The following is a 22,721-nucleotide window of genomic DNA, read 5'->3' on the forward strand; positions in this document are numbered from 1 at the left end:
TCCATAAGGTTCCGAAATGGGGTCATGTATACTTTTGGACATGCGGGTGCGCAGAAATAACGCTCTCTTTCTCATTTTCATCGCGGTTTGTTCCGCAACACTTTCTGCACCTTTCGTCACTGAGGCTGCATGTGAACGACCGGGCTCCGTCGAGATAACCGATGCGACACGAGCAACCGCACGCAGCGCCGGAATTCCGGACTTCTGTACGCACTGGATTCCCGGTCAGCCATACGTGGGCCAGGAGGTCGGCGAAGCGAAGACGTACCTTAAGAACGTCCTCTGTCGTCCCGATGGAGATAACTACGGCGGCTATGGACCGGATGGCACCGTCGACAACCTGAATCCTGATTTCGCAAAATGCGCCGCAAAATTCATCCGCGATTATAGCTCCCAATTACAGGGCGCAATGCCGCTGCGCTCAGGCGGCAGTAATCCAATCTGCTTGAAAGAAGGGGCGCGCACGGTCCAGAAACAGAATGAGTATGCGAACCGCGGGGTCATCGCCTGCAAACAAGGGGCCCGGTGCGAGCACCCGAGCGGCATCGCGATCGATATCAACACTTCGTCACAGCAGAATTACGCACGCCTGCATGCGGCGGCGTGCGCATACGGACTCGTCTTCTACATGGGAATGAACGATGAGTATCATTTCGTACCTGCATCTAACCGCGTCGGAAAGAGAGACCGCATCACCTGCCCGCCGGCTGCAGCGCAGGTGAATTGTGCGGATCCGAATTTCCGCCCCCAGACCGATCTGACGCCAGCGAGCTCTCCTACGGCAACGTTCGCGCAGACAGTACGCAATTGGCTCTCGCCGCAACAGCAAGTGACAGCAGCCCCTTCGCAGCCAGCACTACCATCACAGCCAGTGTCGACTTCCCAGAATCCACTCGATTCATTCAACCCCATACCAAGCACGCCGGTCACCGTACCGACGACGACCGCGACCACCTCGAACGCGGCAGCTGATCGATTGGAGGAGCTTGCGTTCGGAGGGCAATCGACAACATCGACCGCCACCGCGACCTCGGTCCCGCTCGTCGTCTCCGGCTCGGATGCAGCGGTTCTTACCGGAACCCAACAGGCCTCGACGACATCCGTCACCACACAAGGGATGATCTCCCCCTCTCAGACGACCTTCACCTCAGGCGATCTTGCCTGGCAAGATGAGACCGTATCGAGCAATCCGGTCAGTGGAGTTCAAGCGATCATCATTACGATCCGCGCCGCACTCAACCGCATCGGGCAGTACCTCGTACCGTTCGGCACCCGGAACGCTACGTCTGCAGAGGGTCACGAGACCGTCCAGATAGTCGAATAAATCGAGGTTTTGTGGTATGATGCGCTCTCTCCGCACCCGAGTGCGGCATTTTCAAAATGGGATTCACCAAATACACGACGCAAGCAGAAAAGACCCGCATCCGGATGAACGAAGGCATCCGGGTCCCTGAGGTGCGCGTCATCGGTCCGAACGCCGAGAACTACGGCGTCCTCCCTATCGACGAAGCCCTCCAGAAGGCCCGCGAGGCAGGCCTCGACCTCATCGAGGTCTCTCCGAACGCCCAGCCGCCGGTCTGCAAGATCACCGACTACGGCAAGTTCACCTACGAGCAGAACAAAAAGGACAAGGAGATCAAGGCGAAGACCCCTCGTGCCTCCGAGACCAAGGAGGTCCAGGTCAAAATCGGCACCTCCGACCACGATATGGGCATCAAGGCCGCCAAGGCCGGAGCCTGGCTCAAGGAGGGTCATCGGGTCAAAGTCGACCTTTTCCTCTGGGGCCGCTACAAGTACATGGAGTTCAACTTCCTCAAGGAGCGTCTGGAGCGCTTCCTTGCTATTATCCCGGAATCGTTTAAGATTGCGGACGAGATCAAGAAGAGCCCCAAAGGCCTCTCGGTCACCCTCGAGAGGGATGCCTCGAAAAAGCCTGCTTCTAAGCCACAAATGGCTCCGAAGACGGTGGAGGCCCCTGCAGAGGAAGCATAATTTCTATGAAGTCCAACAAGTCATACAAGAAGCGTCTTCGTGTCACGAAGAAAGGCAAAATCGTCGCCCGCGTCCCGGGCCATAACCATTTCAACGCAAAGGCGTCTGGTTCGAAGCGCCAGCAGAAGTCCCGCAAGGTCGGCTTCCACGCGACGATGACCGCAACTGATAAGAGCCGCTTCCTCTAAACATATATGGCACGCGTCAAACGAGGTACGATGAAGAATAAGCGCCGCAAGAATATCTTGGCGCAGACGAAGGGCTACCGCTTCGACCGCAAGTCGAAGGAGCGCGTAGCAAAGGAGGCTATCAAGCACGCCGGCTCCTATGCCTTCAAGCACCGCCGCGCGAAGAAGCGCGACATGCGCAACCTCTTCTCGCTCCGCATCAATGCAGCTGCTCGCCCGCTCGGCTTCTCCTACTCGAAGCTCATCGGCGCTCTCAAGAAGAAGAACGTCACCCTCGACCGCAAGTCCCTCTCGACGCTCGCGAAGGACCACCCAGAGGTCTTCGAGAAGCTCGTCAAAGAACTCGCGTAAGCGCTGTACGCTTTTCACGCCATCGCTCGGCGGGAATGTAAGCAAGCTTTCATTCCGCCCCTCGCTCGACGTGATAAAGAAAAACCCGGCCTAGGCCGGGTTTTTCTTTATCCCTTCTTTTGCCACAGATCCCAAATGGCACTCGCCACGTTGGACGTCTTCCCGTAGAGCGGATTGTAGTGCAGGTCGATGAACGGGAGCGTATTGGCTTCCAGTATCCCCCACTTCTGGGTATCAGGGTCGGTTTCCGGATCAGGAATGATGAGGTCGAATCCTGCGACAGGAGCATCGAGAAGGCGCACGAGCCGCTCGATGATCTCCCGAAGCTTCGGATGGATATCTTCGGGCATCTCCCACGTTGCACCCCCGACCATGCGTCCGGAATGACGTGAGATCTCCAATACTTTCCCATTCTCAAGCACCGAATCCCAGCCATAGCCCTGTCGACGGATATATTCTTCGTTCTCCGCATCCATACGTATATCAGATACGCGTTCAAGCTTTGCGGAATTTTTCGCTTCGACAAGTTTACGAACAGACTTAACCCCATCACCGGTGACGCGCGGCTGCACCTTGCGCAAGAATCCCACAATGCGACCATCAACAACTGTGGCGCGGCATAAATCACCCTTCAGATGCGTTTCGAAAAGCACCTGACGGCAAAGCTGTTGAGCGGAACGAAACGCGCGCTCGAATTCTTCCGCGGTCTGTACGTACGTAGTAGTGTGCCGCGCGCGCGATCCGAGACGCGGCTTTACTACAACCGGTTTCTCAGCCCTTTCAAATGCAGCACGAGCTTTCGTGAGGCTGGATGATATGAACGCATCTGCACAGGGAATACTGTTCGCCTGCAGGAACAACTTAAAATGTTTCTTATCGTCTGCCCATGAGTACGGCGCGTGTCCCACGCGTGGAATGGGTAGTCCTTCAAAATACAACCATTCGTTATTGATTCGCGCACGATAGTAGTCGCTCGGCGTGCCGAAAACCGCAATCTGTTCCATGGGAATACCCCGACGCTCCGCTTCTTGCCATAGAACCAAGGTGCGATTAGTGCGCGCGCCTTTGGGATCGCTCAATGTACGCTTACCACATGCAACATATGCGAGCCTGAGGAGAATCGGCTCGAGCGAATCAGCAAAGCGATGCACGCGATCCATCGCTCGCCTGAAGCGAGGCATTTGCGCCAATGCGTCGTTCATCCAGCCATCGAGCGTACTCGAAATGAAGGTGGGAACGTGCGCCGTCGGAAAATCACTGCACGCCGGACAGGTACTGACCCCTTCCCGCGGCATGATCTCCTCCATCTCCCTAGTATAAAAGAAATCCCCTCTTGCGAGGGGAATCTTCTTAGTGATGGCCGCCAAATTTCATATCAGGCAATGCTTATCGACTATACGGCAATGGTACCACGCTCGAAAACCGCCATTTGTACCCTGGGGACAGTCTTTAGAGGATCATCTCGGCACCTTTACCTGTAGCGCCCCATCCATCGTGGTTGTTGTGGACCATGTTCTTCTCCTTCACCTTCCCTACCATCTCGATAAGACGCTCCACAAGCGCTTTCGGGTCGGAATCGAAGGCAATGAATTCATTCGGGCGATGCGCCGCCGTGATGACCTCACGGATGAAATCGTCGGTACGCCAATCGCCTTCGAGGACGCCGATAGGACGGCGGTCTTCGAATGAGACCGAGAATTCGTTGAGCGTACCCACGCGGCCCGGGCCGATGATCATCGCGTCGGATGAGCGCACGAAGAGGAGGTCGCGTCCCGCATAGCCGAAGCCAGTGTAGATGACGACATCCATGAAGTCCGTCGGGAGCTGATAGACCTCGATGTGTTCCTTCTCGGTGGATGCAGGAGAAAGCCCGATGGAAAAACCGCATTCATCCTTTGCGCCCATTGCCGCATAGAGCGGGAATCCGGTCGTGGCCCCCGTCGTGATGATGCCTCCCTGCTTTGCGATCTGCCTGCCGATCTCACGGGCTTTCTCAAGCGCCTGCAGACCGAACGGACCCGCATCAGCGGTACCGGAAACGCCGATTTTCACGACGCCGTATCCATTCGGAAGTCGGCAGAAGTTCTTCGGCGGCGTGACGTGATTCGGATGGATCACTTTAAGCCGTGCCATGAGGAATTATTTTATCACGCGACAGGAGATACTTACCCACAGCATAGCCGGTGATACCGCCAAGGACGTCCATGAGAAGGTCGAGCGAGGTATCGAACGCGAAATTCGCTTCACGCGGGATGCCGCCCCAAAGCTCGAAGAGTTCCCAGCCGACACTGACCGCGATGATGATAAGGAGGACCCGCATGAATGTGAGCTTCCGATGCACCGATGAGAACAGCCACATCGCCGCGAGAGCGACCCACATCGCACCGCCGAAATGCATGAAGACATCCAGCCACGGGAAGAGCCAGTAGAGATAGAGCTTGAGCGCAATGATGTGTATCGCACCGATGAGTGCGATCAGGAATGCTTGTATGAAAAAGATATGACGCATGAAAATCCGGTACAAAGAAACTCCGCGCTGCGGAGTGTCTTTGAGGCGGCAGGTACGGCAATCCTGGCTTTATAGTCCAGGTGGGAGCCCGCAGAACCACAACCACGGTCATGGACGATATGAGGCTTCCCTATTTTGTACCAGCAGGTTTTAGTACCAGCCGCTGGAGTCAGTATATCACTTTCAGTTTTCTGAAGAAGCTCGGGGAAAATCCTTCCGATACTAGGCGCGGGATGTACGCATTTGGAGTCGTACTGTGATACGGCGACAAATGCGTACGGGACCCGCAACGACGTAGCGGAGGATTTTAGCGAGCTTATTCAAGAATGCCGTCAAGATTAACGTCGTAGAGGATCGCCTCGCTTACCAAGCGGTAGTTGAGCAATTCTCCCTCCGTAAACCAGATCGCGATCTCGCGGTTCGCGTCTTCGACGTTCTCGGAGCAATGGATGAGGTTGCGGACTGCACGATCATCGACTGCGGAGATGCCGTACGAATCGAGCGTAAGGTCGCCGCGGATGGTACCGACGTCAGAGGTAGCAGGCTCGGTATCGCCGGTCACCTTGCGTGCCACGACTGCTGCCTGATTTCCTTCCCAGACCATCATGACGACGGGACCCGACGTCATGAACTTTACGAGCTGGCGGATGATGTCTTTGCCGTACTCGATCGGCTCCTTGTTGACCGGAAGACCGGCCGCCTTCTTGTCTTCGGTGATCTTGGTCCCCTTCTTGAGGAACCACGCATCGTCCTTGTTGTAGTGCTCCCAGAGCTTCTTCTCGTCGGCGATACCGAACTTGATGCCCACGAGCTTGAGGCCGGTGCGTTCGTAGCGCTTGGTGATCTCGCCGATGAGCGAACGCTGGACGCCGTCCGGCTTGATAATGACGAATGTGCGCTCCTTTTTCGGATGTGCAGGCATATGAGTGTGGTTATGGCAGGCGTCTACCAAGGAGGTATCCCGGGGATACGCCTGCCGAACGATTATCTAATAGGTGGATGCGTCGGGAGACTGACCGAAGCGAGCACGTATCTCGGCTTCGATCCCCTCCCGGTCGCGACCGAACGTACGATACGAAAGTTCCTTGAGTGCGTCAACATGACCATGATTGAAGCGCGGAAGATCCGAGGTGCGGAGCGTAAACGGTCGCGCCGGCGTGCCGTTCACGAGAAGCGCCACCGATGCATGACGATTCTCCTGATTCTCAAGGTCATTGCGGGTGAAGACCGGATGGAACTGCTTCTCCAGGAATTCCGCGTCGGTGGTGCCGATGCGGAACGCGATCTTGGTCCCCACATTGCCGATGACCGCATCGCGGATCTCTTCAGGAAGCTGCGCGATGAACTGGTGGGCGACGGTGAGCGAGAGCTTGTACTTACGCGCCTCGGAGAGGATGGTGGAAATGGATGGCGTCGCGAAGTTCTGGAATTCGTCGATATAGAGATAGAAGGTCGGCAGCTCGCTACGGGTGTCTACGCGGGAGAATGCCGCCTGCAGGAACTTCGAGACCAGCACGAGTCCCAAGAGTGAGGCATTACGCTCCCCCAGACGGCCCTTTGATAAGTTCGCAAGGAAGATCTTCTTGTTGTCCATGATGTCGCGGAAATCGAATGCCGATTGCTGCTGCGCCACGATCGGGCGCATGATGTCGTTCGCGAGGAAGACATCGAATTTCGAGGTGATGTACGGCGCGATCTCCGGCAGCGCCGCATCACCCTGCGGACCTTCGGCGATCTTCTTCCAGAACTGGACGATAACCGGATTATTGCAGCGCGAAAGCTTGAGATCGCGGAATGACTTATCCGCGAACACACGCGGAATCTCCAGAAAGGTGGAACCGGTGTCCGGATCTTCGACGACGAGCTGCACTGCATTGCGGTAGTACTGCTCGAACATCGGACCGAACGCCTCAGGGACATCCGCATAGAGCTTGCGGAAGATCTGGTACACCTCGTCGATGACGAACGTCTTCATCTCCGGTCGCGAGAGATCGTACTCGAGCATATTGAGTCCCATGGGGCGGTCGGAATGCGCCGGGTCGAAGTAGATCACATCCTCGATACGCTCGGGCGGGACCGCCGCAAGTACATCCTCGATGTCATTGCCATGCGGATCGATGAAGGCCACACCTTCCCCGTTGCGCATGTCCTGGATGATCATGTTCTTGATGAGACCGGTCTTACCGGTACCCGTCTGTCCGATGACGTAGCAGTGACGCAACCTATCCTGCGCACCGAAGCGGACTTCCCGCTCATCAGCACCGTAGCGGTTAAGACCAAGCTGGATACCATCCGCCGGCATCTCGACCGGTGCTGGCGCCTGTTTCGCGTGCGCTTTCTTCAATTCGCGCGACGTAGTGACACGCTCGGCAGTGAGATGGACCATCGTGGAAAGCTCCGCGAGATTGAGCGGAATGGCGGTCGAATGATCGAACGTGCGGTAGGTGAATTCGCGCAGGAAAGCTGTCATGCCCCAGCTACCGACATGCTTGAAGTGGATGCGGTTCCCCTTCGGATCATCGAACTGGTTGAACGGCGCAATGAGGTTCTTCAAGAGCTGTTCCGCTCGCGCCTCATCCGGTGCTGAAGTGACGAGACGGATGACCGTCGGTACGATACGGCTCTTGATCTTGCGGCCGATGGCCTCGGTCGCCACCTGATCCCCCTGACGACGCATCTGCTGCCCCTCCGCCTTCGCTTTCGCCTCCTTGGAGGAGAACAGTTCGTCGACGACGTCGTGCACGAAATCACCGAAGACGGTCTCAGCGGTCTTCAATGCTTTCTCCAGCGGCTTTCCGTGTTCGAGTGCGCGCAAGATCTTCTTGTAGTGGTTGTTGTACCGCTCTCCTTCGTTCGAGACGACAATCTGGAGTCCCGCACCTTCTCCATGCTTGGCGAGCTTCGCGAACGCCGCGAGAAGCACATTCATCGGATCATGCTCGAAGGATTCGTAGGTCTTCAGGGGGTATGCCGGATGCTCATGGAGCGTCGCGTACGCTGCGGCATGGTGGCCGTCGTAATTGAAGAGGTTATAATCGCCACGTAACTCGCTGATGCGGGCATTCGGGAAGACCGAGGAGATGAGGCGCTCCGCCAATGCCTGCTTCTCACGCGGTACGGCCACGAAAATCGATGCCTCCTCAGTACCCTCCGGGACTGCTATTTCAATAGAAAAACCCTCATCAGCGCCGATGAGCGAGAGAAATCCCGAGTAAAGTTGCTCAGATGACGCTAAGAACTGTTCAAGCTTGTGCTGGCTTTTATCTTCGCTTTCCCCGTGGGATTGCGGATGTATCTCGAAGAGGACGAGGTGGAGGGCGCGCGCGATCCTCTCCGGCGGCTTCATCCCTTTCTGCGGCAAGCCCTCGGCGATATAGCGCACCAACATACGATGGAGATCGTCTTCGATGTGGGGGTTCTTGAGACGGGCCGCGACAGAGAGCGCATTGCGGATACCGTGCTCGGCGACGACCTTGAGAAGCCCGTCCATCTGTGCATCATGTGCTTCCGGCTGGAGATCAAGCGCGATGCGGAGCGTCTCGTGTTCGGGAAGCACCGTCGCTTCGTGGAGGACCGCCTTCGCCGGAGCGACGCCGTATTCGGCCACTTCACGCTTCGCGATACGCTCTTTCTCGAACGCGTTTCCCTCTACTTCGAGCTCACGCTCTTTCTCGGCGACACGCTCGCGCAGGAATGCGAGCTCCTCTTCGGGAGATTTGAATGCCGTCGCAGGCCTGAAGCGCTCCCCTGTGCGCGGTTGCATGGGGAAAAGTATAGCATCGCGCTACACCGCAGTGATGATCTCCGGCCCTTTTTTCGTGACGATAATCGTGTGTTCGGTATGTGCGGAGCGAGAACCATCTTTCGTGCGGTATGAAAAACCGTCCTCGTCGACGAAAAGCGACCCGGAACCGCGCGTGAACATCGGTTCTATGGCGATGACGAGTCCTTCTTCGAGCGGGACATCGAAACGCGGGTCGCGGTAGTTCGGGACGTGCGGCTCCTCGTGAACCTTCTTGCCGACGCCGTGTCCGGAGAGGTTTTTCGGGAAGCCTAATCCATATTTTTTCGCGACGGTTTCTACTGCTTCACCGATGTCGCCCGTCGTATTGCCCACGCGTGCCTGCGCTATGCCTGCCGCGAGCGCCTCATACGCGGCCTTCACCATCTCTTCGTCCTTCGGATCGCCCGTTCCGGCGATGAGCGTGACCGCATGGTCCGTGAAATAGCCTTTGTGCTTCACACCGAAATCGAGTGTGACCACATCACCTTCTCCAAACGGCTTCGTGATGATACTGCCCGGCGCGTGGACGATGACGTCGTTCACCGAAATGCAGATGACTGACGGGAACTTCTCACCGTTGCGACCAGAGCCGTAGCCCAGGAATGCCGCGGTATCGCCATCAGCCTTCAAAAGCTCACGCGCCCTAAGATCGATCTCTTTCGGAGAAACCCCGGGCTTCACCATCTTCGAGAGCTCTTTCAAGTGGGAACCGAGGCGTCGGCCGCTCTCGCGCAGCAATTCGTAGTCTTGTTTCGTCTTCGCGATCATGAAAGTCCTAACTCACGGAGGATGTTGGCATGGATGGTCTCGACGTCTGGCTCGCCGTCGACGGAGATGACCTTGCGGCCGCGGGATTTCAGGAGTTCGAGCTGCGGAATGACATCGGAATGGTACCAGGCAAGACGCTTCTTGATAGCCTCTTCGGTGTCGTCGTTGCGGCCGCGTGCAAGGAGTCGCTGCATCACGGATGCTTCGGTGAGCTCGATCGAGACGATGGTGAAATCATCGCGACCGAAGAACTTCATCGCGTCGTCGAATGCGGCCGTCTGTTCTGGTCCGCGCGCGAGGCCATCCGCGATGATGTGCTCGTCTCCGGCGATGAGATTCTCCGCGATCTTCTTGGTCTGGAGATAGATAGCCATGAAATCCGGCATGCGGTTCCCTTGGTCGATGACGCTGCCGGTCAGTTTCCCTGTGTAGGAACCGGTGTCACGTAGTGCGCGCAGTTCCGCACCCATATCGATGTGGATGATGCCGCGCTCCGGCTGGGTCTTTGTGAGGTGCTCCATGAGCATCTTTACCTGCGTCCCCTTACCGGCCCCCTGGGAACCGAAAAAAAGGACCGATAACGGCCGCGGATTGGCAGGGTTGGGCGTGTCTGTCATGCACCGAGAGTATACCCTTCTTTGCGCAGGATTTCTATCACCTCGTCGATCGCCTGATCGAGCTTCCCGTCCTCGTTCGTAATGCGGTAATCGTAGAATGGAGCCTCTTCTTTGATCTCCCGTTCGGTGAACTTCCGGCGCTCCTCCCACTCCACATCGCTCATCGGCGCTCGGGCGCGGATGCGCTTCTCGAATGCATCGAGCGACGGCGGCATGATGAAAAATGTCGTCGCATCGTAGTTTTCTTTCAAGTATTTCGCGCCAACAATTTGTATCTGGAAAAGCGTTACCTTCCCTGCTGAAACATTCTTATCGAGGCCGGGCTTGTAGAGGCCGTAGTAAGTATCAGTATCCGGTCGGTGGTAATGCTCGGGGATACTCCCGTCAGCGAGTCCGGCGAGGAATTCGTCCTTGGAGAGGAAGTAGTAGTTCTTCTCATGCTTTTCCCCAGGGCGCGGCGCGCGCGTCGTCGCGTTCACGGCGAAGACAGTGTTCGGACAACGTGCCAAGACCCCTTTGATGATGGAGTCCTTGCCGCTACCTGCGGGCCCCGCTATCACGACGGCGTTACGTAACATGAACGGCATCCTAGCATAAAAAAGAAAATCAGGAGCTCGCGACATAAGCGAGCTCCCGAAATCATTTCGACTCGACTTTCCACCACTCTTCAAGAAAGTCGACTGTTAGAACATCTGGAAAGAGCAATCTTGTACCAATTAAGACCGCAGGCTCTGTCGTAGCATGTGTTCGCTCTGAGTCATCTACGACATGTGCACTTATACGTATCCACTGTCCTTTCCAGAATACTTCGCCATGCGATAGTTCTATTTCTCCGTTCCCGCTTGCGTAGGAGACAGGACGAAAAATTGTGGTTGGTTCGAAATTCAGTTCCCCGGCAAGTGTATCGCCAAGAAATAGATACCCGTCGAAAGCCGTGTCGATAATCGCTAACGCACGAACACCATTTCGCCACTCCAGCATTGCCAAAGGGCGCTTTTTCGTATCGATGCGGCCTCTGATAAAGGAAGGGGTGGTCATTTGCCACCCCCAATCTCGCGCATCCAACCTATATCGCTCTGTCCGAATCGTCTTTGAAATTCAATCATCAGATCCTTCTCATTCTCACCGACCAAGTATTCACCATTGGTCGTGTTAATGACAACAAGCATCTCAGGTTTTAAGCCTTTCAATTTTTCCTGAATCTTACCGAAGATCTCTTCACCTTTGATTCGAGCTTGCTTTCGGATTTCACCGCGATTTTTCCACTTCTCTGCAGTAGACATGGTGCCTCCTGAAGTACATTACCTGTTAGGATTATGCCGCAAAAAAGAAAGGACTGCCATTGTTGGCAGTCCTTATGATCGGCTAGGTGCGGAATTCGCCGCGACAGACGACGGTGTACCTGGTCGTCGGAGACATTTTCCGCCAGATAGCGGCGGTCTGGTGCGCTTCGGTATACGGCATCCAGCCGACACCCCCTTGCTCACCCGTCACCGAATCCTTGTAGAGGATCTGGCACTCTTGCTCCTTTGTGCCGCTCGCCATCAGCATGGCCACAAGAAGAATCGCTTTCACTTCTCTCTCCTTCTTCCCTAACAAAAAACCACTGAGATATATTATATCATCTCAGTGGCCTTTGTCAAACTACCTCTTCTAGTACTCGCGGATGGATGTCTGTGCGTCGACTTTCTTCACGACGTCGAGGACGACGGAAACGGCGATGAGAAGCGCCGTACCACCGATCGTGAGCGCCGTGATACCGGTCAGACCCTGGAGGATGATCGGCATGACCGCGATGAGACCGAGGAAGAGGGCTCCCACGAGCGTGATGCGCGTGATGATGTTGCCGAGGTACTCAGCGGTCGTATTCCCTGGGCGGACGCCCGGGATGAATGCGCCGTTCTTCTGGAGGTTCTTCGCGATCTGGTTCGGCTCGAATGTGATAGCGGTGTAGAAGTACGTGAATACGAAGACGAGGACGAAGTACATCGTGCCGTAGAGCGCCTGGTTGTTGAGGCCGGCGAGGACGCTGTTCGCACCCGACGAGAGCCACGGGATCGAGGAGTTAGCGAGGAAGGTCGCGATCATCTGCGGGAACAAGAGGAACGAAAGCGCGAAGATGATCGGCATGACACCTGCCTGATTCACGCGAAGCGGGAGGTAGGTGGAAACACCGCCCATGACCTTCGAACCGCGGACGCGACGTGCGTAGGTAACCGGAATCGGACGCTCTGCCTCAGAGATGTAGACGACGCCTGCCGTGATCGCCACACCGACTGCTGCCATCGCGATGTAGGTCGGAAGCTGTGCGATGTCGAAGCTGAAGATGAGCTGTGCGAGCGTCGACGGGATGATCGCCACGATACCTGCGAAGATGATGAGCGAGACGCCATTGCCGATGCCGAACTCGGTGATGAGCTCTCCGATCCACATGAGAAGGATCGAACCGGCTGCCACGATGAGCGTGTTGGTGATCGCGCTCTCAAGCGTCATCGGTGCGATGATCCCCTGCTGCTGGAGGATGAGGAGGAACGCGAAACCCTGGATGAGCGCGAGCGGGACCGTGAGGAAGCGCGAGTACTGCATGAAGCGAGCGCGACCGGCATCACCTTCTTCCTGATACATCTCCTTCAGCTTCGGCACGAGGACCGTGAGGAGCTGCATGACGATGGATGCCGTGATGTACGGACCCACGCCGAGCATGACGATGGAAAGATTGGAAAAGCCGCCGCCGGAGAAGATGTTGAGGAGGCCTAGAAATTGGTTGTTCGAGAGGAACTGCTGGAGCGCGAACGAGTCCACCGACGGGATCGGGATCGCCGCAAGCAAGCGGAAGACCGCAAGCGCGCCGAGCGCGAAGAGGATTCGGTTGCGGAGCGTCGTATCTTCTACGACGATCCTGAGCTTTCGCATGAATGCGTCGAACATAGGATTTTGTTTAGGTTAGGAAATGCTGCCCCCTGCCTTCTCGATGGCCGCCTTCGCACCTGCGGAAACGATGACACCAGAGAACTTGAACTTCTTCTTCGATTCAGAGCCGACGATCTTCACCTTTGGTGCGCCGGTCTTCCCTGCGCGGACGATACCGCTCTCGACAAGCGCCTTCGGAGTGACCTCCGAACCGTCGAAGCGTGCTTCGAGCGTCGCGAGTGAGACGGTAACAGGACGAGGCTTTGCCTCCCAGACGGTGCGACCACGATTCTTGCCGTACCCACGGCGCTTCGGGATCTTCTTGATGATGTCGCGGAGAGCCGGGCGGATCTTCGCACCTGCGCGCGCAGTCTGGCCCTTGCCGCCCTTCCCGGAGGTCTTGCCGCGGGTAGAAGACTGGCCACGACCGACACGGCGGTACGGACGCTTCGTCATTCGCTTGAGTGTGTGAAGGCCGGTCATATTAGTGTTTCTTTTCGATAGTCTTGAGCGCTTCGATAGCAGCGCGTGCGTTGTTGATGGAATTGTGGCTGCGGGAGAGGATCTTTGCGGTAACGTCGGTGACCCCTGCGAGCTCGAGGACCGCACGGACAGCGGAACCGGCGACGAGACCACGACCCGGAGATGGGCGGATCTCGACGACGCTGGCTGCGTACTTCGCCTCGATGTTGTGCTTGATGGAGTTCGTCTTGGTGAGGTCCAGCGTGATCATGTTCTTCTTCGCGTGGCGGGTCGCCTTTTCGATCGCGAGCTGGGTGTCCATTGCCTTGCCGAGACCGACACCGACACGACCCTTCTTGTCGCCGATGACCATACAGACGGAGAAATTGAAGCGGCGACCACCTGCCATGACGCGGGCGACGCGGCGGATGCCGAGCATCTTCTGAGCGAACTCGGAGCGCGGAGCGTCCCCTCGATCACGGCGCGGACCACGAGGGCCACGGCCGCCGGGGCCACCACGACGATCCCCACCTGGGCGCGGACCACGGCCGCGGAAATCCTGGCGCGGAGCGTCTGCCGGAGTCTGCGTATCTGCCACCTGTGTCGTTTCGTTAGTCATAACATTAGAAGTCGAGTCCTGCCTTACGCGCTGCATCAGCAAACGCCTTGATAGTGCCCTGATACTGGAAGCCGCCGCGATCGAAGACGACCTTCTTCACGCCTGCCTTCTGTGCTGCTGCCGCGAGGGTCTCTGCTGCTGCTTCTGCCTTCTCGCGCGGGGTCTTGCCCTTTGCTTCGGAAGAAGAAACCGCCGCAAGCGTCTTTCCTGCGTTGTCGTCGATGATCTGTGCGACGACGCGCGTGTTCGACTTGAAGATCGAAAGGCGTGGGCGCTCTGCGCTGCCCATCACCTTCGCACGGACGCGTCGGTGACGTCGTTCTCGCTGCTGTGTTTTAGAAAGAGTCTGCATATGCGTTATGAGGATGCTGCGGCCTTCTTACCCTGCTTCTGGCGTACGACTTCGCCTTCGTAACGGATGCCCTTGCCCTTGTATGGCTCCGGCTTCTTGATCTCGCGGACCGATGCAGCGAACTGACCGACCGCATCCTTGTCTGCGCCCGAGATGGTGATGATGTTCTTCTCGACGACTGCCGTGAGACCTTCCGGAACCGCGACGATGACCGGATGCGAGAAACCGAGTGCCATCTTGAGGTTCTTGCCCTGAAGCTCAGCCTTGAAACCGATACCTTCGATCTGGAGCTTCTTCTGGAACGGCGTGTTGACGCCGGCGATCATGTTGCGGACGTGCGCAGCGTAGGTACCCCAGAGCGCCTTTGCGAGACGGGTGTTGTTTGCCGGTTCGACAGAAGCGTTGCCGTTTTCGACGGTAACCTTCACTGCCGGGTGCATCGGACGCACGAGCGTGCCGCCCTTCCCCTTTACCGTGATGCTCTCAGAAGAGACCGACATGTCGGTACCTGCTGGGATTGCGATTGCGAGTTTTCCGATTCGTGACATATAGATTTACCAGATTTCGAAGAGGGCTTCACCGCCGACCTTCTCCTTGCGTGCTTCAAGACCGGTCTTGATACCCTTCGGCGTCGAGAGGATGAGGTGACCGTGACCGTAGCGGACAGGGACGATTTCGCTCACCGAGCGGTAGAGGCGGCGGCCCGGCTTCGAGACGCGCTTCGCACCGTTGATGACCGGCTTGCCTGCTGCGTCGTACTTAAGCGTGATGTCGAGGGTCTTCTTGACCTTCTTACCTTTCTTCTCGATACCACCGACGAGGCCGATGGCCTTGAGCTTCTCGACGATCGCGAGCTTGTACATGGAAAACGGGACAGACACGGTGGTCTGCTTCACAGCGCCGGCATTCTGCAGGCGGTTGATGAGATCTCCGACAGGGTCAGTAATCATACGGAATTACCAAGAGGACTTCTTAACGCCCGGGATGTTGCCCTCAAGCGCCTCCTCGCGGAAGCAGATGCGGCAGAGGTTGAAATCGCGCATGAAGCCACGCGGACGGCCGCACTTGAAGCAGCGGCGTACGGTACGCGAAGAGAACTTCGGCGTACGGTTAGCTTTCACGATCATCGATTTCTTGGCCATAGATAAAAGATTGGTTGTAAGCCTGAGGAGTGTTTCGAGGCCTGCACCCGGGCTTCCGCCGTGGGTTATGGACTCCCGATTCGTGGCCTAGATTCTGGCAGTTTCCTCAGGTTCCCCCTCGGACTTACTCAAACTCAGGCCCCCTACGAGGCCCGTGCATACTACCCCCTGAGGGGGCCTAAGTCAAATAAAAGAAAAAGCCGCGTTAAGGCACGCGGCGAGCCAGTGTAGGGTGCGAATTAGCACCAGTCGCGGTAGTGGGCCGAGATGAGGGTCCGTACGAGGGTCGGACTCTTGAACTCCCAGATCTGGACGACAAGAGCGTCGTTGTCCTGGTCGTGCTTCACCTCGGTGGAGATCTTCCGCGCGGTGCCGCCGGAAGCCATGAAGCACGATTGGTCGTGCCGACGGCCATTGACGTAATTGACCGACTCGCGCGGACTGAAGCCCTCGGTCGCTTGATAGTACGCGACCGCGATCGCCGCTTCCATGCTGTTGCAGACAGGGCCGGAGATCGCGAACGAATCCGAACCATCGTTCGCCGCACGCATGGTGAAGCCGCAGACGCTCTGCGCGAACGCGCTCGTCGAAAGACACGCCGCGAGAGCCGCGCCCAACAGAAGACTTTTCATCGAACATCCTCCAAAGAACAATCCCCTCGGGATCGAGAGGTGCGGTCAGTATAAGCGGGACTGAGCGACGCACTATTCCCTCGTGTGAATATGCATTGCCCAATCGATTGCGTGCGCGTATGGTGTATAGAGACTGGTCATTAAGGAGGTTCACATGAGCCAGAAAGGTGAAGAGATCCGGCAAAAGGGCGAGCGTATCTATCGACGCCTCAAGCCGAAGCTGGAACCGAAGCTCAACGGCAAGGTCATCATCATCGACGTCACTACAGGCTTATACGTTCTGGGAGATGATATCTATGAGGCCGGCCCTGCGTTCAAGCACCTCTTCGGCAACAAGACTAAAGGATATGGGCGGAAAATCGGCCCCGATCCTTATACGCAACGGGTCGGCGCATGAGACATGCATTCGATCCGATATTCTCGCGGCCGCTTATCATCATCGAATGCAATAAGCGGCCGCTTCGCTGCATCTTGGATACGGGCTACGCTGGCACTTTGTGGATGGGAAAGAGTATCGCCGACCGGTATGGGATTCTGACTGAAGAACCTGTTTACTTCGCAAAAACCGCAAGCGGCGCCGACGCTGAATTCCAGCAAGGATATGCTCGCATCTTGATCGATCCCGTACTATTCGAAAACCTGCCGATCGATGTGTTTGAAGGCGCTCACGTAGAATACGCCCTGCTCGGCACGCGAGTATTACATAACTTCCGCGTAATCCTTGATTTCAAAGATGCCTTCACTGATCTGCAGTATATCGATTAGAAAAATCAAAAGACCACTCTCGCGAGTGGTCTTTTCTTTCTTACGCTTTGAGCGGGAGGCCGATGTGTCGGAGGAAGGCTTCTGCTTCCTTCTTGGTCTTCGCGGTCGTCGTGATGGTGACTGCGAGGCCGAAGAGATCTTTCGCTTCTTCGTCTGCCGTTTCCGGGAAGACGGTGTGCTCCTTGAGGCCGATGGTGATGTTCCCCATCTCGTCGATAGCCTTCGCGTTGAGGCCGCGGAAGTCACGGACGCGCGGAAAGACGATGTTGTTGAGCTTATCGAGGAAGGAGTACATGCGAGCACCACGGAGCGTAACCATGTAGCCAGCGAGATCGCCGCGGCGGGTCTTGAAGGTCGCGATGGACTTGGTCGTCGAACGAGGAGCCGGCTGCTGACCGACGATCTTGGTGAGGCGATCGAGGATGAGCTCGCGCTTCTTCTTGTCGTGGACGGAGCCGACGCCGGTGGAGACGACGACCTTCTGGATGCGTGGAGCCTGCATCGCGCTGGTGTAGGAGAAATCTCCCTTCATCGCGGCGAATGCGCCCTGTGCCTTTTCCTTAACGGTGTGAGTTGTTGCCATAAAATTAGAGGTTCGAACCGCTCTTTACTGCGACGCGCTGGCGCGAGCCATCCTTGCCGCGGGTGATCTTGATGCGGGACGGCTTGCCATCCTTCGGATCCATGACAGCGACGTTGGAAATGTGGATCGGCATCACCTTGTCGATGATCTGACCCTTACCGCTCGTGCGAGTAGCCTTGCGGTGCTTCTTCACCATGTTGACGCCGTCGATGACGACCGCGTCGTGCTTAGGAAGGACGCGCACGACCGTGCCCGTGTTTCCCTTGTTCTTTCCGGCGATGACGATCACCTTGTCTCCTTTCTTGATCTTCATATAGTTAGACGATTTCCGGTGCCAAGGTACCGATGCGCTGATAGCCACGCTCGACGACTTCGCGCGGGATCGGACCGAACACACGGGATGCCTTCGGCTCCTTCGGGTCCTTACCGGAACCGGTGATGAGGACGACGGCGTTGTCATCGAAGCGGATGTAGCTGCCATCCTTGCGGCGCATAGCCTTGGTCTGGCGGACGACGACTGCCTTGTGCACTTCCTTCTTCTTCACGGCCTTGCGCGGCTGTGCGGTCTGGATGGAGATGACGACCTGGTCGCCGACCTGTGCGTAGCGCTTCTTGGAACCGCCGAGCACCTTGAAGATGCGTCCGATTTGTCCTCCGGAGTTGTCTGCGATCTTTACGAGTGTGCGGTCCTGAATCATATAGGTATTACTTCACGATCTCGAAGTGCTTGCGCTTGGACATCGGCTTGATCTCGCGGATAGCGACCTTGGTGCCGACCGCAACCTCATTGCCTGCGTCGTGGACGAGGAACTTCTTGGTCTTGAGCATGAACTTCTGGTACTTCGGATGCTTCTCGTAGCGGGAAACAGCCACCGTTGCGGTGTCCTTCATAGCCGACTTCACGACGACGCCGTGGAGGATCTTTCCGTTGTTGGTTTTGGTTTCCATATCTTAAAGTCGGCGCATCTTAGCCGTTTTTCTTCGAATTAGCAATCGTGCGGGCTTTGAGTTCGGTGAGCATGCGGGCGATCTCGTGGCGGAGGTTGCGGCCCTCGCGGACATTGCGGGTGCGGGAACCTGCGCCGCCGAAGCGGAACACACGAAGCGCCTCGCGCTTCTCCGCGATCTCCTTCTGCAAATCTTCTGCTGATTTCTTAGTGATGTCTGCCATATGCGTATTACTGACGTGCGATGACGCGGGTCTTCAACGGGAGCTTGGTGCCTGCCTTGCGGAGTGCTTCGCGAGCCATCGCCTCAGGTGCGCCGTCGACTTCGAAGATGACGCGGCCCGGACGGACGTCGAAGACGTAGCCCTGCACATCACCCTTCCCCGAACCCATGCCGACTTCTGCAGCCTTCTGAGTAAAAGGACGGTCGGGGAAGACGCGGATCCAGATCTTCGCGGTCTTGCCTGCAGCGCGCGAGAGCGCGCGGCGAGCAGCTTCGATCTGGTTCGACGTGACGCGAGCCTGACTCGTCGCCTTGATGCCGAATGAACCGAATGCCACGGTGATACCGCGGGTCTCAGGCTTTACGAGTCGCGCGTTGCGGCGGCGACCGGTCTGCCACTTACGATGCTTGGTTTTCTTAGGAGTCAACATACGGTTTCAATTATGCGCGTGCGCCTTTCTTGTCGTCGAAGATATCGCCGCGGTAGATCCAGACCTTGATACCGATGACACCATACGGGAGATATGCATTCTCACGGCAGAAGTCGATGTCGGCGCGGATGGTCTGAAGCGGGACGCGGCCACGCTTGATCTCTTCCTGGCGGGACATCTCAGCGCCGCCGAGGCGGCCGGAGAGCGCGATGCGCACACCCTGGACGTCACGGTTTGCCATGACCTTCTCGACGGTCTGCTTGAGGACGCGACGGAACGTCTGGCGCTTTTCGAGGCCTTCCGCGATCATGTACGCGACGACCGGAGCCTGCGATTCAGGAGAGCGGACTTCTTCGATGTCGAGTTTGACCGGAAGCTTCGGTGCACCCTTCACGGACTGTGCGACCTTGGTGATCTCCTTAGTGAGCGTCTGGGAGCCTTCGCCGCCGCGACCGATGACCATACCCGGGCGGGAGGTCTTGATGAGGATGCGGATAGCCTGACGGGTGCGCTCGATCTCGACCGAAGTGACATACATGCCGCGGAGGCGCTTCTTGAGGAAGCTGCGGATGCGCGTGTCGATCATCACGTTCTGGCGGTACTGGAGCGGCGTTGCAGCGAACCAGCGCGACTTCCAGTCGCGGATGACGCCGAGGCGATGTGCGTATGGATGTACTGTGTGTGTCATATAAATTATTCGGCCTTGGCCTTCTTCTTAGCGGCTTTCTTAGCAGCCGGCTTCTTTTCAACAGCTTCGGCAACCGGAGCTTCAGCCTTTGTCTCCTTCTTTGCAGCCTTCTTCGAAACTGCACCTGCAGCGCCGAGCTCGATCTTTACGATCGACATGACGCGGAGGATGCGGCCTGCGCGGCCACGAGCCTTCGGCATGAAGCGCTTGAGGACTGCTCCCTTGTCGACGGAGATCGACTTCACGACGAGGTCTTCCGGGTTCATCCCCTGCTGACGCGCATTCGCGATAGCAGACGCGAGAAGCTTCTCGAGTTCAGGAGCAGATTTCTTGGGCGTGAACGCGAGAAGATCGCGCGCGATGAGGACGCGCTTGCCACGGATCATGTCTGCGACGAGGCGGACCTTACGCGGAGACTGCTTGAAGTTGGTAAGAAGTGCTTTCATAGTTATTTCTTCTTGGCATCAGCGGCGCCCTTTGCAGCCTGTGCAGCAGCGATCTCGCTCTCCTTTGCCTTCTGTTCGATCTCCTTCTGCATCTTACCGCCGTGACGGCCGAACTTGGTCGTCGGTGCGAATTCGCCGAGGCGGTGACCCACCATGTCTTCGGTGACGAAGACTTCGTCGAAGTTCTTGCCGGTGTGCACGAGGAAGGTGAAGCCCACGAATTCCGGAGCGATCTGAGATGAGCGCGCCCACGTCTTAATGCCGCCAGCGCCCGGCTTGCGTGCCGAGACCTTCTTCATCAACTTCTCGTCGATGTACGGACCTTTCTTAAGTGAGCGTGTCATAGTTGTGCGGGGCTACTGTAGCTGGAATTTGGCTATAAGTCAAAATATTTTCGCATTATTTCCTCTTGCCGACGCGGCGGCGGCTGACGATGAAGACGTTCGAGTACTTCTTCGGGCGACGAGTCTTCTGACCCTTGCCAGACGGGCGACCCCAGAGGGTCTTTGCGCGGCGCAAACCGCGACCCTGCTTACCTTCACCTCCACCGTGTGGGTGATCAACCGGGTTCATAGCCGTACCGCGGACCGTCGGGCGCTTGCCCATCCAGCGGCTACGTCCTGCCTTACCGATGTTCACGAGGTGATGCTCATCGTTCGAGGCTTCACCGACGGTTGCCCATGCACCACCGATGATGCGGCGGACTTCCGTCGACGGCATCTTGAGGTGGGTGTAGCCACCATCCTGTGCGATGACTTCTGCGTAATTACCTGCAGAGCGGGCGATCTTGCCGCCGTTGCCCGGCTTCACTTCGATGTTGTAGACGAAGGTACCGACCGGCATGTTCTTGAGCGGGAGGCGGTTACCGCGGGTGACCGGCGCGGTCTCGGAAACGAGGAAGCTATCCCCTACCTGCGCGTTCTTCGGGACGATGATGTAGCGCTTCGCGCCATCTGCGTAGACTGCGAGACCGATGAACGCAGAGCGGTTCGGATCGTACTCGATCGTAGTGATCTTCGCTGGGATGTTCTTCTTGTCGAAATTGAAATCGACATCGCGCCAGAGCTGCTTGTGACCGCCGCCGCGATGGCGCATGGTGATGCGGCCCTGGTTGTTGCGACCGAAGCCGCGCTTGCCGCCGCCCTTGAGTGCCTTGTGCGGCTTGTGGCCGGAGAGTGCCGCGCGGTAGTTGATGCGCGTCATTGCACGGGAGCTCTTGGTGATCGGACGATAGGTTTTGATAGACATACGCGTTACGAGATTGTGATAGTCGTGCCCTTCGCGAGGTAGACGTACGCCTTCTTGCCACCCTGCTTCGTGCCGTACTTACCGGTGCGCATATTGCGGACCGTCTTCGGGTGGATGGTGACGATGCGGACCTGACGAGGCTTCACCTTGTAGGTAGCTTCGATCGCGGATGCGATCTGCTTCTTGTTCGCCGAGGTAGCGACGTCGAAGACGTAGACGCTGTTCGCGGATGCGAAGGTCGCCTTCTCGGTGATGCGCGGATTCATGAGCACGTGTGCGTACGTGTTCTTCATTGCCGGGACAGAAGCCGCTGCTACCGCCTTGGTTTCCTTCGGCGCAGCTGCCTTCTTGGTTGCTTTGGTGTTACGAGAAAAGAGTGCCATATGCGTTAGTTAGATGCCTTCTTCGGAGCGCGGTGCGCGAGGATCGCGACAGCAGCATCCGGATTTTCGATGACGATGTAGGTGTGCTTGAGGACCGCGACCGGATTGAGATCCTTCACGGAGCTCGAAACGACGTTGCCGATGTTACGGAAGCTCTTCGAGGATGCCTCCTTCGCATCCGAGAATGCGACGAGAGCGGCGTTCTTCTTCTTTGCGGAGAGCTTGGTGAAATCCTTCGAGAGTGCGACGAGGGTCTTCTTTGCAGATGCAGTGGACGGCTTCTCGATTCCGAAGGAATCGACGAAGACGATCTCACCTGCGGCGAGCTTCTTGGAGAGCGCCATGAAGAGTGCCTTTGCGCGCATCTTCGCTGGGATGGTACGCGCAAAGATCTTCTCGTTGCGAGGACCGTGGGTCACACCGCCGCCCTTCCAGATCGGAGAACGGGACGAACCGTGACGAGCGCGGCCGGTACCCTTCTGCTTCCACGGCTTGCGACCGCCACCGCGGACGTCGCCGCGACCCTTCGTGTGCGCCACGTTGGTGCGTGCGTTGTCCTGCATCGAGGTGACGACCTGGTGCATGAGCGAGTCATTCCATTCGACACCGAAGATGTTCTCCGGAAGTTCGACGGAACCTGCCTTCTTACCCTGTGCGTTGTAGATGTCGGTTTTCATAAAA

At 57.2% G+C, this 22,721-nt stretch carries 36 protein-coding genes; 6 read left to right on the plus strand and 30 right to left on the minus strand.

The genetic code is table 11. From position 1 onward, the window contains the following. Window positions 1–40: 40 nt before the first annotated feature. From JNK62_01220 to rplT, 4 genes are read left to right on the plus strand one after another with little or no spacing between them, the layout of a single operon-like run. Entirely contained in the window at window positions 41–1,324 is a 1,284-nt protein-coding gene (locus tag JNK62_01220) for a hypothetical protein (GenBank protein ID MBL8158137.1), read from the plus strand. 56 nt (window positions 1,325–1,380) lie between these two features. After that, window positions 1,381–1,992 carry a translation initiation factor IF-3 gene (gene infC / locus JNK62_01225; GenBank protein ID MBL8158138.1) on the plus strand — a complete coding sequence of 204 codons (612 nt, stop codon included), beginning with the start codon at window positions 1,381–1,383 and terminating at the stop codon, window positions 1,990–1,992. Between the two features lie 5 nt (window positions 1,993–1,997). Continuing rightward, window positions 1,998–2,180: a 50S ribosomal protein L35 gene (locus JNK62_01230; GenBank protein MBL8158139.1), complete on the plus strand. Its 183-nt coding sequence runs from the start codon at window positions 1,998–2,000 to the stop codon at window positions 2,178–2,180. A gap of 6 nt (window positions 2,181–2,186) precedes the next feature. Beyond that, entirely contained in the window at window positions 2,187–2,531 is a 345-nt protein-coding gene (gene rplT, locus JNK62_01235) for a 50S ribosomal protein L20 (GenBank protein ID MBL8158140.1), read from the plus strand. 107 nt (window positions 2,532–2,638) lie between these two features. Here the strand turns inward: rplT and JNK62_01240 are convergent, their stop codons facing one another. From JNK62_01240 to JNK62_01325, 18 genes are all read right to left on the minus strand, one after another. Continuing rightward, window positions 2,639–3,838: a hypothetical protein gene (locus JNK62_01240; protein MBL8158141.1), complete on the minus strand. Its 1,200-nt coding sequence runs from the start codon at window positions 3,836–3,838 to the stop codon at window positions 2,639–2,641. A gap of 142 nt (window positions 3,839–3,980) precedes the next feature. Next, window positions 3,981–4,664: a hypothetical protein gene (locus JNK62_01245; GenBank protein ID MBL8158142.1), complete on the minus strand. Its 684-nt coding sequence runs from the start codon at window positions 4,662–4,664 to the stop codon at window positions 3,981–3,983. Next, the gene (locus JNK62_01250; protein ID MBL8158143.1) at window positions 4,651–5,040 is read right to left on the minus strand and encodes a hypothetical protein; all 390 of its coding nucleotides are present in this window, start codon (window positions 5,038–5,040) and stop codon (window positions 4,651–4,653) included. The genes JNK62_01245 and JNK62_01250 overlap by 14 nt, the downstream gene beginning before the upstream one ends. A gap of 316 nt (window positions 5,041–5,356) precedes the next feature. Then, window positions 5,357–5,962: a nucleoside-diphosphate kinase gene (locus tag JNK62_01255; protein ID MBL8158144.1), complete on the minus strand. Its 606-nt coding sequence runs from the start codon at window positions 5,960–5,962 to the stop codon at window positions 5,357–5,359. Between the two features lie 66 nt (window positions 5,963–6,028). Further along, window positions 6,029–8,803, minus strand: coding sequence for an ATP-binding protein (locus JNK62_01260; protein MBL8158145.1), 2,775 nt, complete (start codon window positions 8,801–8,803; stop codon window positions 6,029–6,031). A gap of 21 nt (window positions 8,804–8,824) precedes the next feature. Continuing rightward, window positions 8,825–9,592, minus strand: a complete 768-nt coding sequence (map, locus tag JNK62_01265; GenBank protein MBL8158146.1) for a type I methionyl aminopeptidase — start codon at window positions 9,590–9,592, stop codon at window positions 8,825–8,827. Continuing rightward, on the minus strand, window positions 9,589–10,209 hold the full coding sequence (locus tag JNK62_01270) for a nucleoside monophosphate kinase (protein ID MBL8158147.1): 621 nt from the start codon (window positions 10,207–10,209) through the stop codon (window positions 9,589–9,591). The genes map and JNK62_01270 overlap by 4 nt, the downstream gene beginning before the upstream one ends. After that, a complete protein-coding gene (locus JNK62_01275) occupies window positions 10,206–10,787 on the minus strand; it encodes a hypothetical protein (protein MBL8158148.1) in 582 nt (193 codons plus the stop codon). The genes JNK62_01270 and JNK62_01275 overlap by 4 nt, the downstream gene beginning before the upstream one ends. Window positions 10,788–11,243: 456 nt before the next feature. Next, window positions 11,244–11,492 (minus strand): hypothetical protein, encoded by a 249-nt coding sequence (locus JNK62_01280; protein MBL8158149.1) that lies wholly within the window; start codon window positions 11,490–11,492, stop codon window positions 11,244–11,246. 82 nt (window positions 11,493–11,574) lie between these two features. After that, window positions 11,575–11,784: a hypothetical protein gene (locus JNK62_01285; protein MBL8158150.1), complete on the minus strand. Its 210-nt coding sequence runs from the start codon at window positions 11,782–11,784 to the stop codon at window positions 11,575–11,577. A gap of 78 nt (window positions 11,785–11,862) precedes the next feature. Beyond that, the gene (secY, locus tag JNK62_01290) at window positions 11,863–13,122 is read right to left on the minus strand and encodes a preprotein translocase subunit SecY (GenBank protein MBL8158151.1); all 1,260 of its coding nucleotides are present in this window, start codon (window positions 13,120–13,122) and stop codon (window positions 11,863–11,865) included. Window positions 13,123–13,152: 30 nt separating this feature from the next. Continuing rightward, window positions 13,153–13,602, minus strand: a complete 450-nt coding sequence (locus JNK62_01295) for an uL15 family ribosomal protein (GenBank protein ID MBL8158152.1) — start codon at window positions 13,600–13,602, stop codon at window positions 13,153–13,155. Between the two features lies 1 nt (window position 13,603). After that, complete coding sequence (locus JNK62_01300) at window positions 13,604–14,236, minus strand: 30S ribosomal protein S5 (GenBank protein ID MBL8158153.1); 633 nt, start codon at window positions 14,234–14,236, stop codon at window positions 13,604–13,606. Beyond that, entirely contained in the window at window positions 14,205–14,552 is a 348-nt protein-coding gene (locus tag JNK62_01305) for a 50S ribosomal protein L18 (GenBank protein ID MBL8158154.1), read from the minus strand. The genes JNK62_01300 and JNK62_01305 overlap by 32 nt, the downstream gene beginning before the upstream one ends. 5 nt (window positions 14,553–14,557) lie before the next feature. Beyond that, window positions 14,558–15,100 (minus strand): 50S ribosomal protein L6, encoded by a 543-nt coding sequence (gene rplF, locus JNK62_01310; protein ID MBL8158155.1) that lies wholly within the window; start codon window positions 15,098–15,100, stop codon window positions 14,558–14,560. A gap of 6 nt (window positions 15,101–15,106) precedes the next feature. After that, the gene (gene rpsH / locus JNK62_01315) at window positions 15,107–15,502 is read right to left on the minus strand and encodes a 30S ribosomal protein S8 (protein MBL8158156.1); all 396 of its coding nucleotides are present in this window, start codon (window positions 15,500–15,502) and stop codon (window positions 15,107–15,109) included. A gap of 6 nt (window positions 15,503–15,508) precedes the next feature. Further along, window positions 15,509–15,694, minus strand: a complete 186-nt coding sequence (locus tag JNK62_01320; GenBank protein MBL8158157.1) for a type Z 30S ribosomal protein S14 — start codon at window positions 15,692–15,694, stop codon at window positions 15,509–15,511. 239 nt (window positions 15,695–15,933) lie between these two features. Continuing rightward, a complete protein-coding gene (locus JNK62_01325; GenBank protein ID MBL8158158.1) occupies window positions 15,934–16,326 on the minus strand; it encodes a hypothetical protein in 393 nt (130 codons plus the stop codon). A 154-nt stretch (window positions 16,327–16,480) separates the two neighbouring features. Between JNK62_01325 and JNK62_01330 the strand changes: the two genes are divergently transcribed. Beyond that, on the plus strand, window positions 16,481–16,723 hold the full coding sequence (locus JNK62_01330; protein ID MBL8158159.1) for a hypothetical protein: 243 nt from the start codon (window positions 16,481–16,483) through the stop codon (window positions 16,721–16,723). Then, window positions 16,720–17,091, plus strand: coding sequence for a retropepsin-like domain-containing protein (locus tag JNK62_01335; protein ID MBL8158160.1), 372 nt, complete (start codon window positions 16,720–16,722; stop codon window positions 17,089–17,091). The genes JNK62_01330 and JNK62_01335 overlap by 4 nt, the downstream gene beginning before the upstream one ends. A gap of 40 nt (window positions 17,092–17,131) precedes the next feature. On the opposite strand, the gene rplE is transcribed toward JNK62_01335, so the two are convergent. The 12 genes from rplE to rplD are packed head-to-tail and all read right to left on the minus strand — an operon-like array spanning window position 17,132 to window position 22,717. Then, window positions 17,132–17,674, minus strand: coding sequence for a 50S ribosomal protein L5 (rplE, locus tag JNK62_01340; protein ID MBL8158161.1), 543 nt, complete (start codon window positions 17,672–17,674; stop codon window positions 17,132–17,134). Window positions 17,675–17,678: 4 nt separating this feature from the next. Next, window positions 17,679–17,987: a 50S ribosomal protein L24 gene (gene rplX, locus JNK62_01345; GenBank protein ID MBL8158162.1), complete on the minus strand. Its 309-nt coding sequence runs from the start codon at window positions 17,985–17,987 to the stop codon at window positions 17,679–17,681. A gap of 4 nt (window positions 17,988–17,991) precedes the next feature. After that, window positions 17,992–18,372, minus strand: a complete 381-nt coding sequence (rplN, locus tag JNK62_01350) for a 50S ribosomal protein L14 (protein MBL8158163.1) — start codon at window positions 18,370–18,372, stop codon at window positions 17,992–17,994. Window positions 18,373–18,379: 7 nt separating this feature from the next. Continuing rightward, window positions 18,380–18,622, minus strand: a complete 243-nt coding sequence (gene rpsQ / locus JNK62_01355) for a 30S ribosomal protein S17 (GenBank protein MBL8158164.1) — start codon at window positions 18,620–18,622, stop codon at window positions 18,380–18,382. A gap of 19 nt (window positions 18,623–18,641) precedes the next feature. Continuing rightward, window positions 18,642–18,845: a 50S ribosomal protein L29 gene (gene rpmC / locus JNK62_01360; protein ID MBL8158165.1), complete on the minus strand. Its 204-nt coding sequence runs from the start codon at window positions 18,843–18,845 to the stop codon at window positions 18,642–18,644. A 7-nt stretch (window positions 18,846–18,852) separates the two neighbouring features. Next, window positions 18,853–19,275 (minus strand): 50S ribosomal protein L16, encoded by a 423-nt coding sequence (gene rplP / locus JNK62_01365; protein MBL8158166.1) that lies wholly within the window; start codon window positions 19,273–19,275, stop codon window positions 18,853–18,855. A gap of 10 nt (window positions 19,276–19,285) precedes the next feature. Further along, window positions 19,286–19,963 carry a 30S ribosomal protein S3 gene (gene rpsC, locus JNK62_01370; GenBank protein ID MBL8158167.1) on the minus strand — a complete coding sequence of 226 codons (678 nt, stop codon included), beginning with the start codon at window positions 19,961–19,963 and terminating at the stop codon, window positions 19,286–19,288. Between the two features lie 5 nt (window positions 19,964–19,968). Further along, entirely contained in the window at window positions 19,969–20,415 is a 447-nt protein-coding gene (gene rplV, locus JNK62_01375) for a 50S ribosomal protein L22 (protein ID MBL8158168.1), read from the minus strand. Next, window positions 20,412–20,753, minus strand: coding sequence for a 30S ribosomal protein S19 (gene rpsS, locus JNK62_01380; protein ID MBL8158169.1), 342 nt, complete (start codon window positions 20,751–20,753; stop codon window positions 20,412–20,414). Before rpsS ends, rplV begins: the two co-directional genes overlap by 4 nt. Window positions 20,754–20,808: 55 nt before the next feature. After that, the gene (rplB, locus tag JNK62_01385) at window positions 20,809–21,657 is read right to left on the minus strand and encodes a 50S ribosomal protein L2 (protein ID MBL8158170.1); all 849 of its coding nucleotides are present in this window, start codon (window positions 21,655–21,657) and stop codon (window positions 20,809–20,811) included. Window positions 21,658–21,662: 5 nt separating this feature from the next. Further along, window positions 21,663–22,040, minus strand: coding sequence for a 50S ribosomal protein L23 (locus tag JNK62_01390; protein ID MBL8158171.1), 378 nt, complete (start codon window positions 22,038–22,040; stop codon window positions 21,663–21,665). Window positions 22,041–22,045: 5 nt separating this feature from the next. Further along, a complete protein-coding gene (gene rplD / locus JNK62_01395; protein ID MBL8158172.1) occupies window positions 22,046–22,717 on the minus strand; it encodes a 50S ribosomal protein L4 in 672 nt (223 codons plus the stop codon). Between the last annotated feature and the right edge of the window lie 4 nt (window positions 22,718–22,721).

The organism is bacterium (assembly GCA_016789445.1).
In the GTDB taxonomy this organism is placed as follows: Bacteria; Patescibacteriota; Minisyncoccia; order Phycocordibacterales; family UBA2100; genus UBA10103.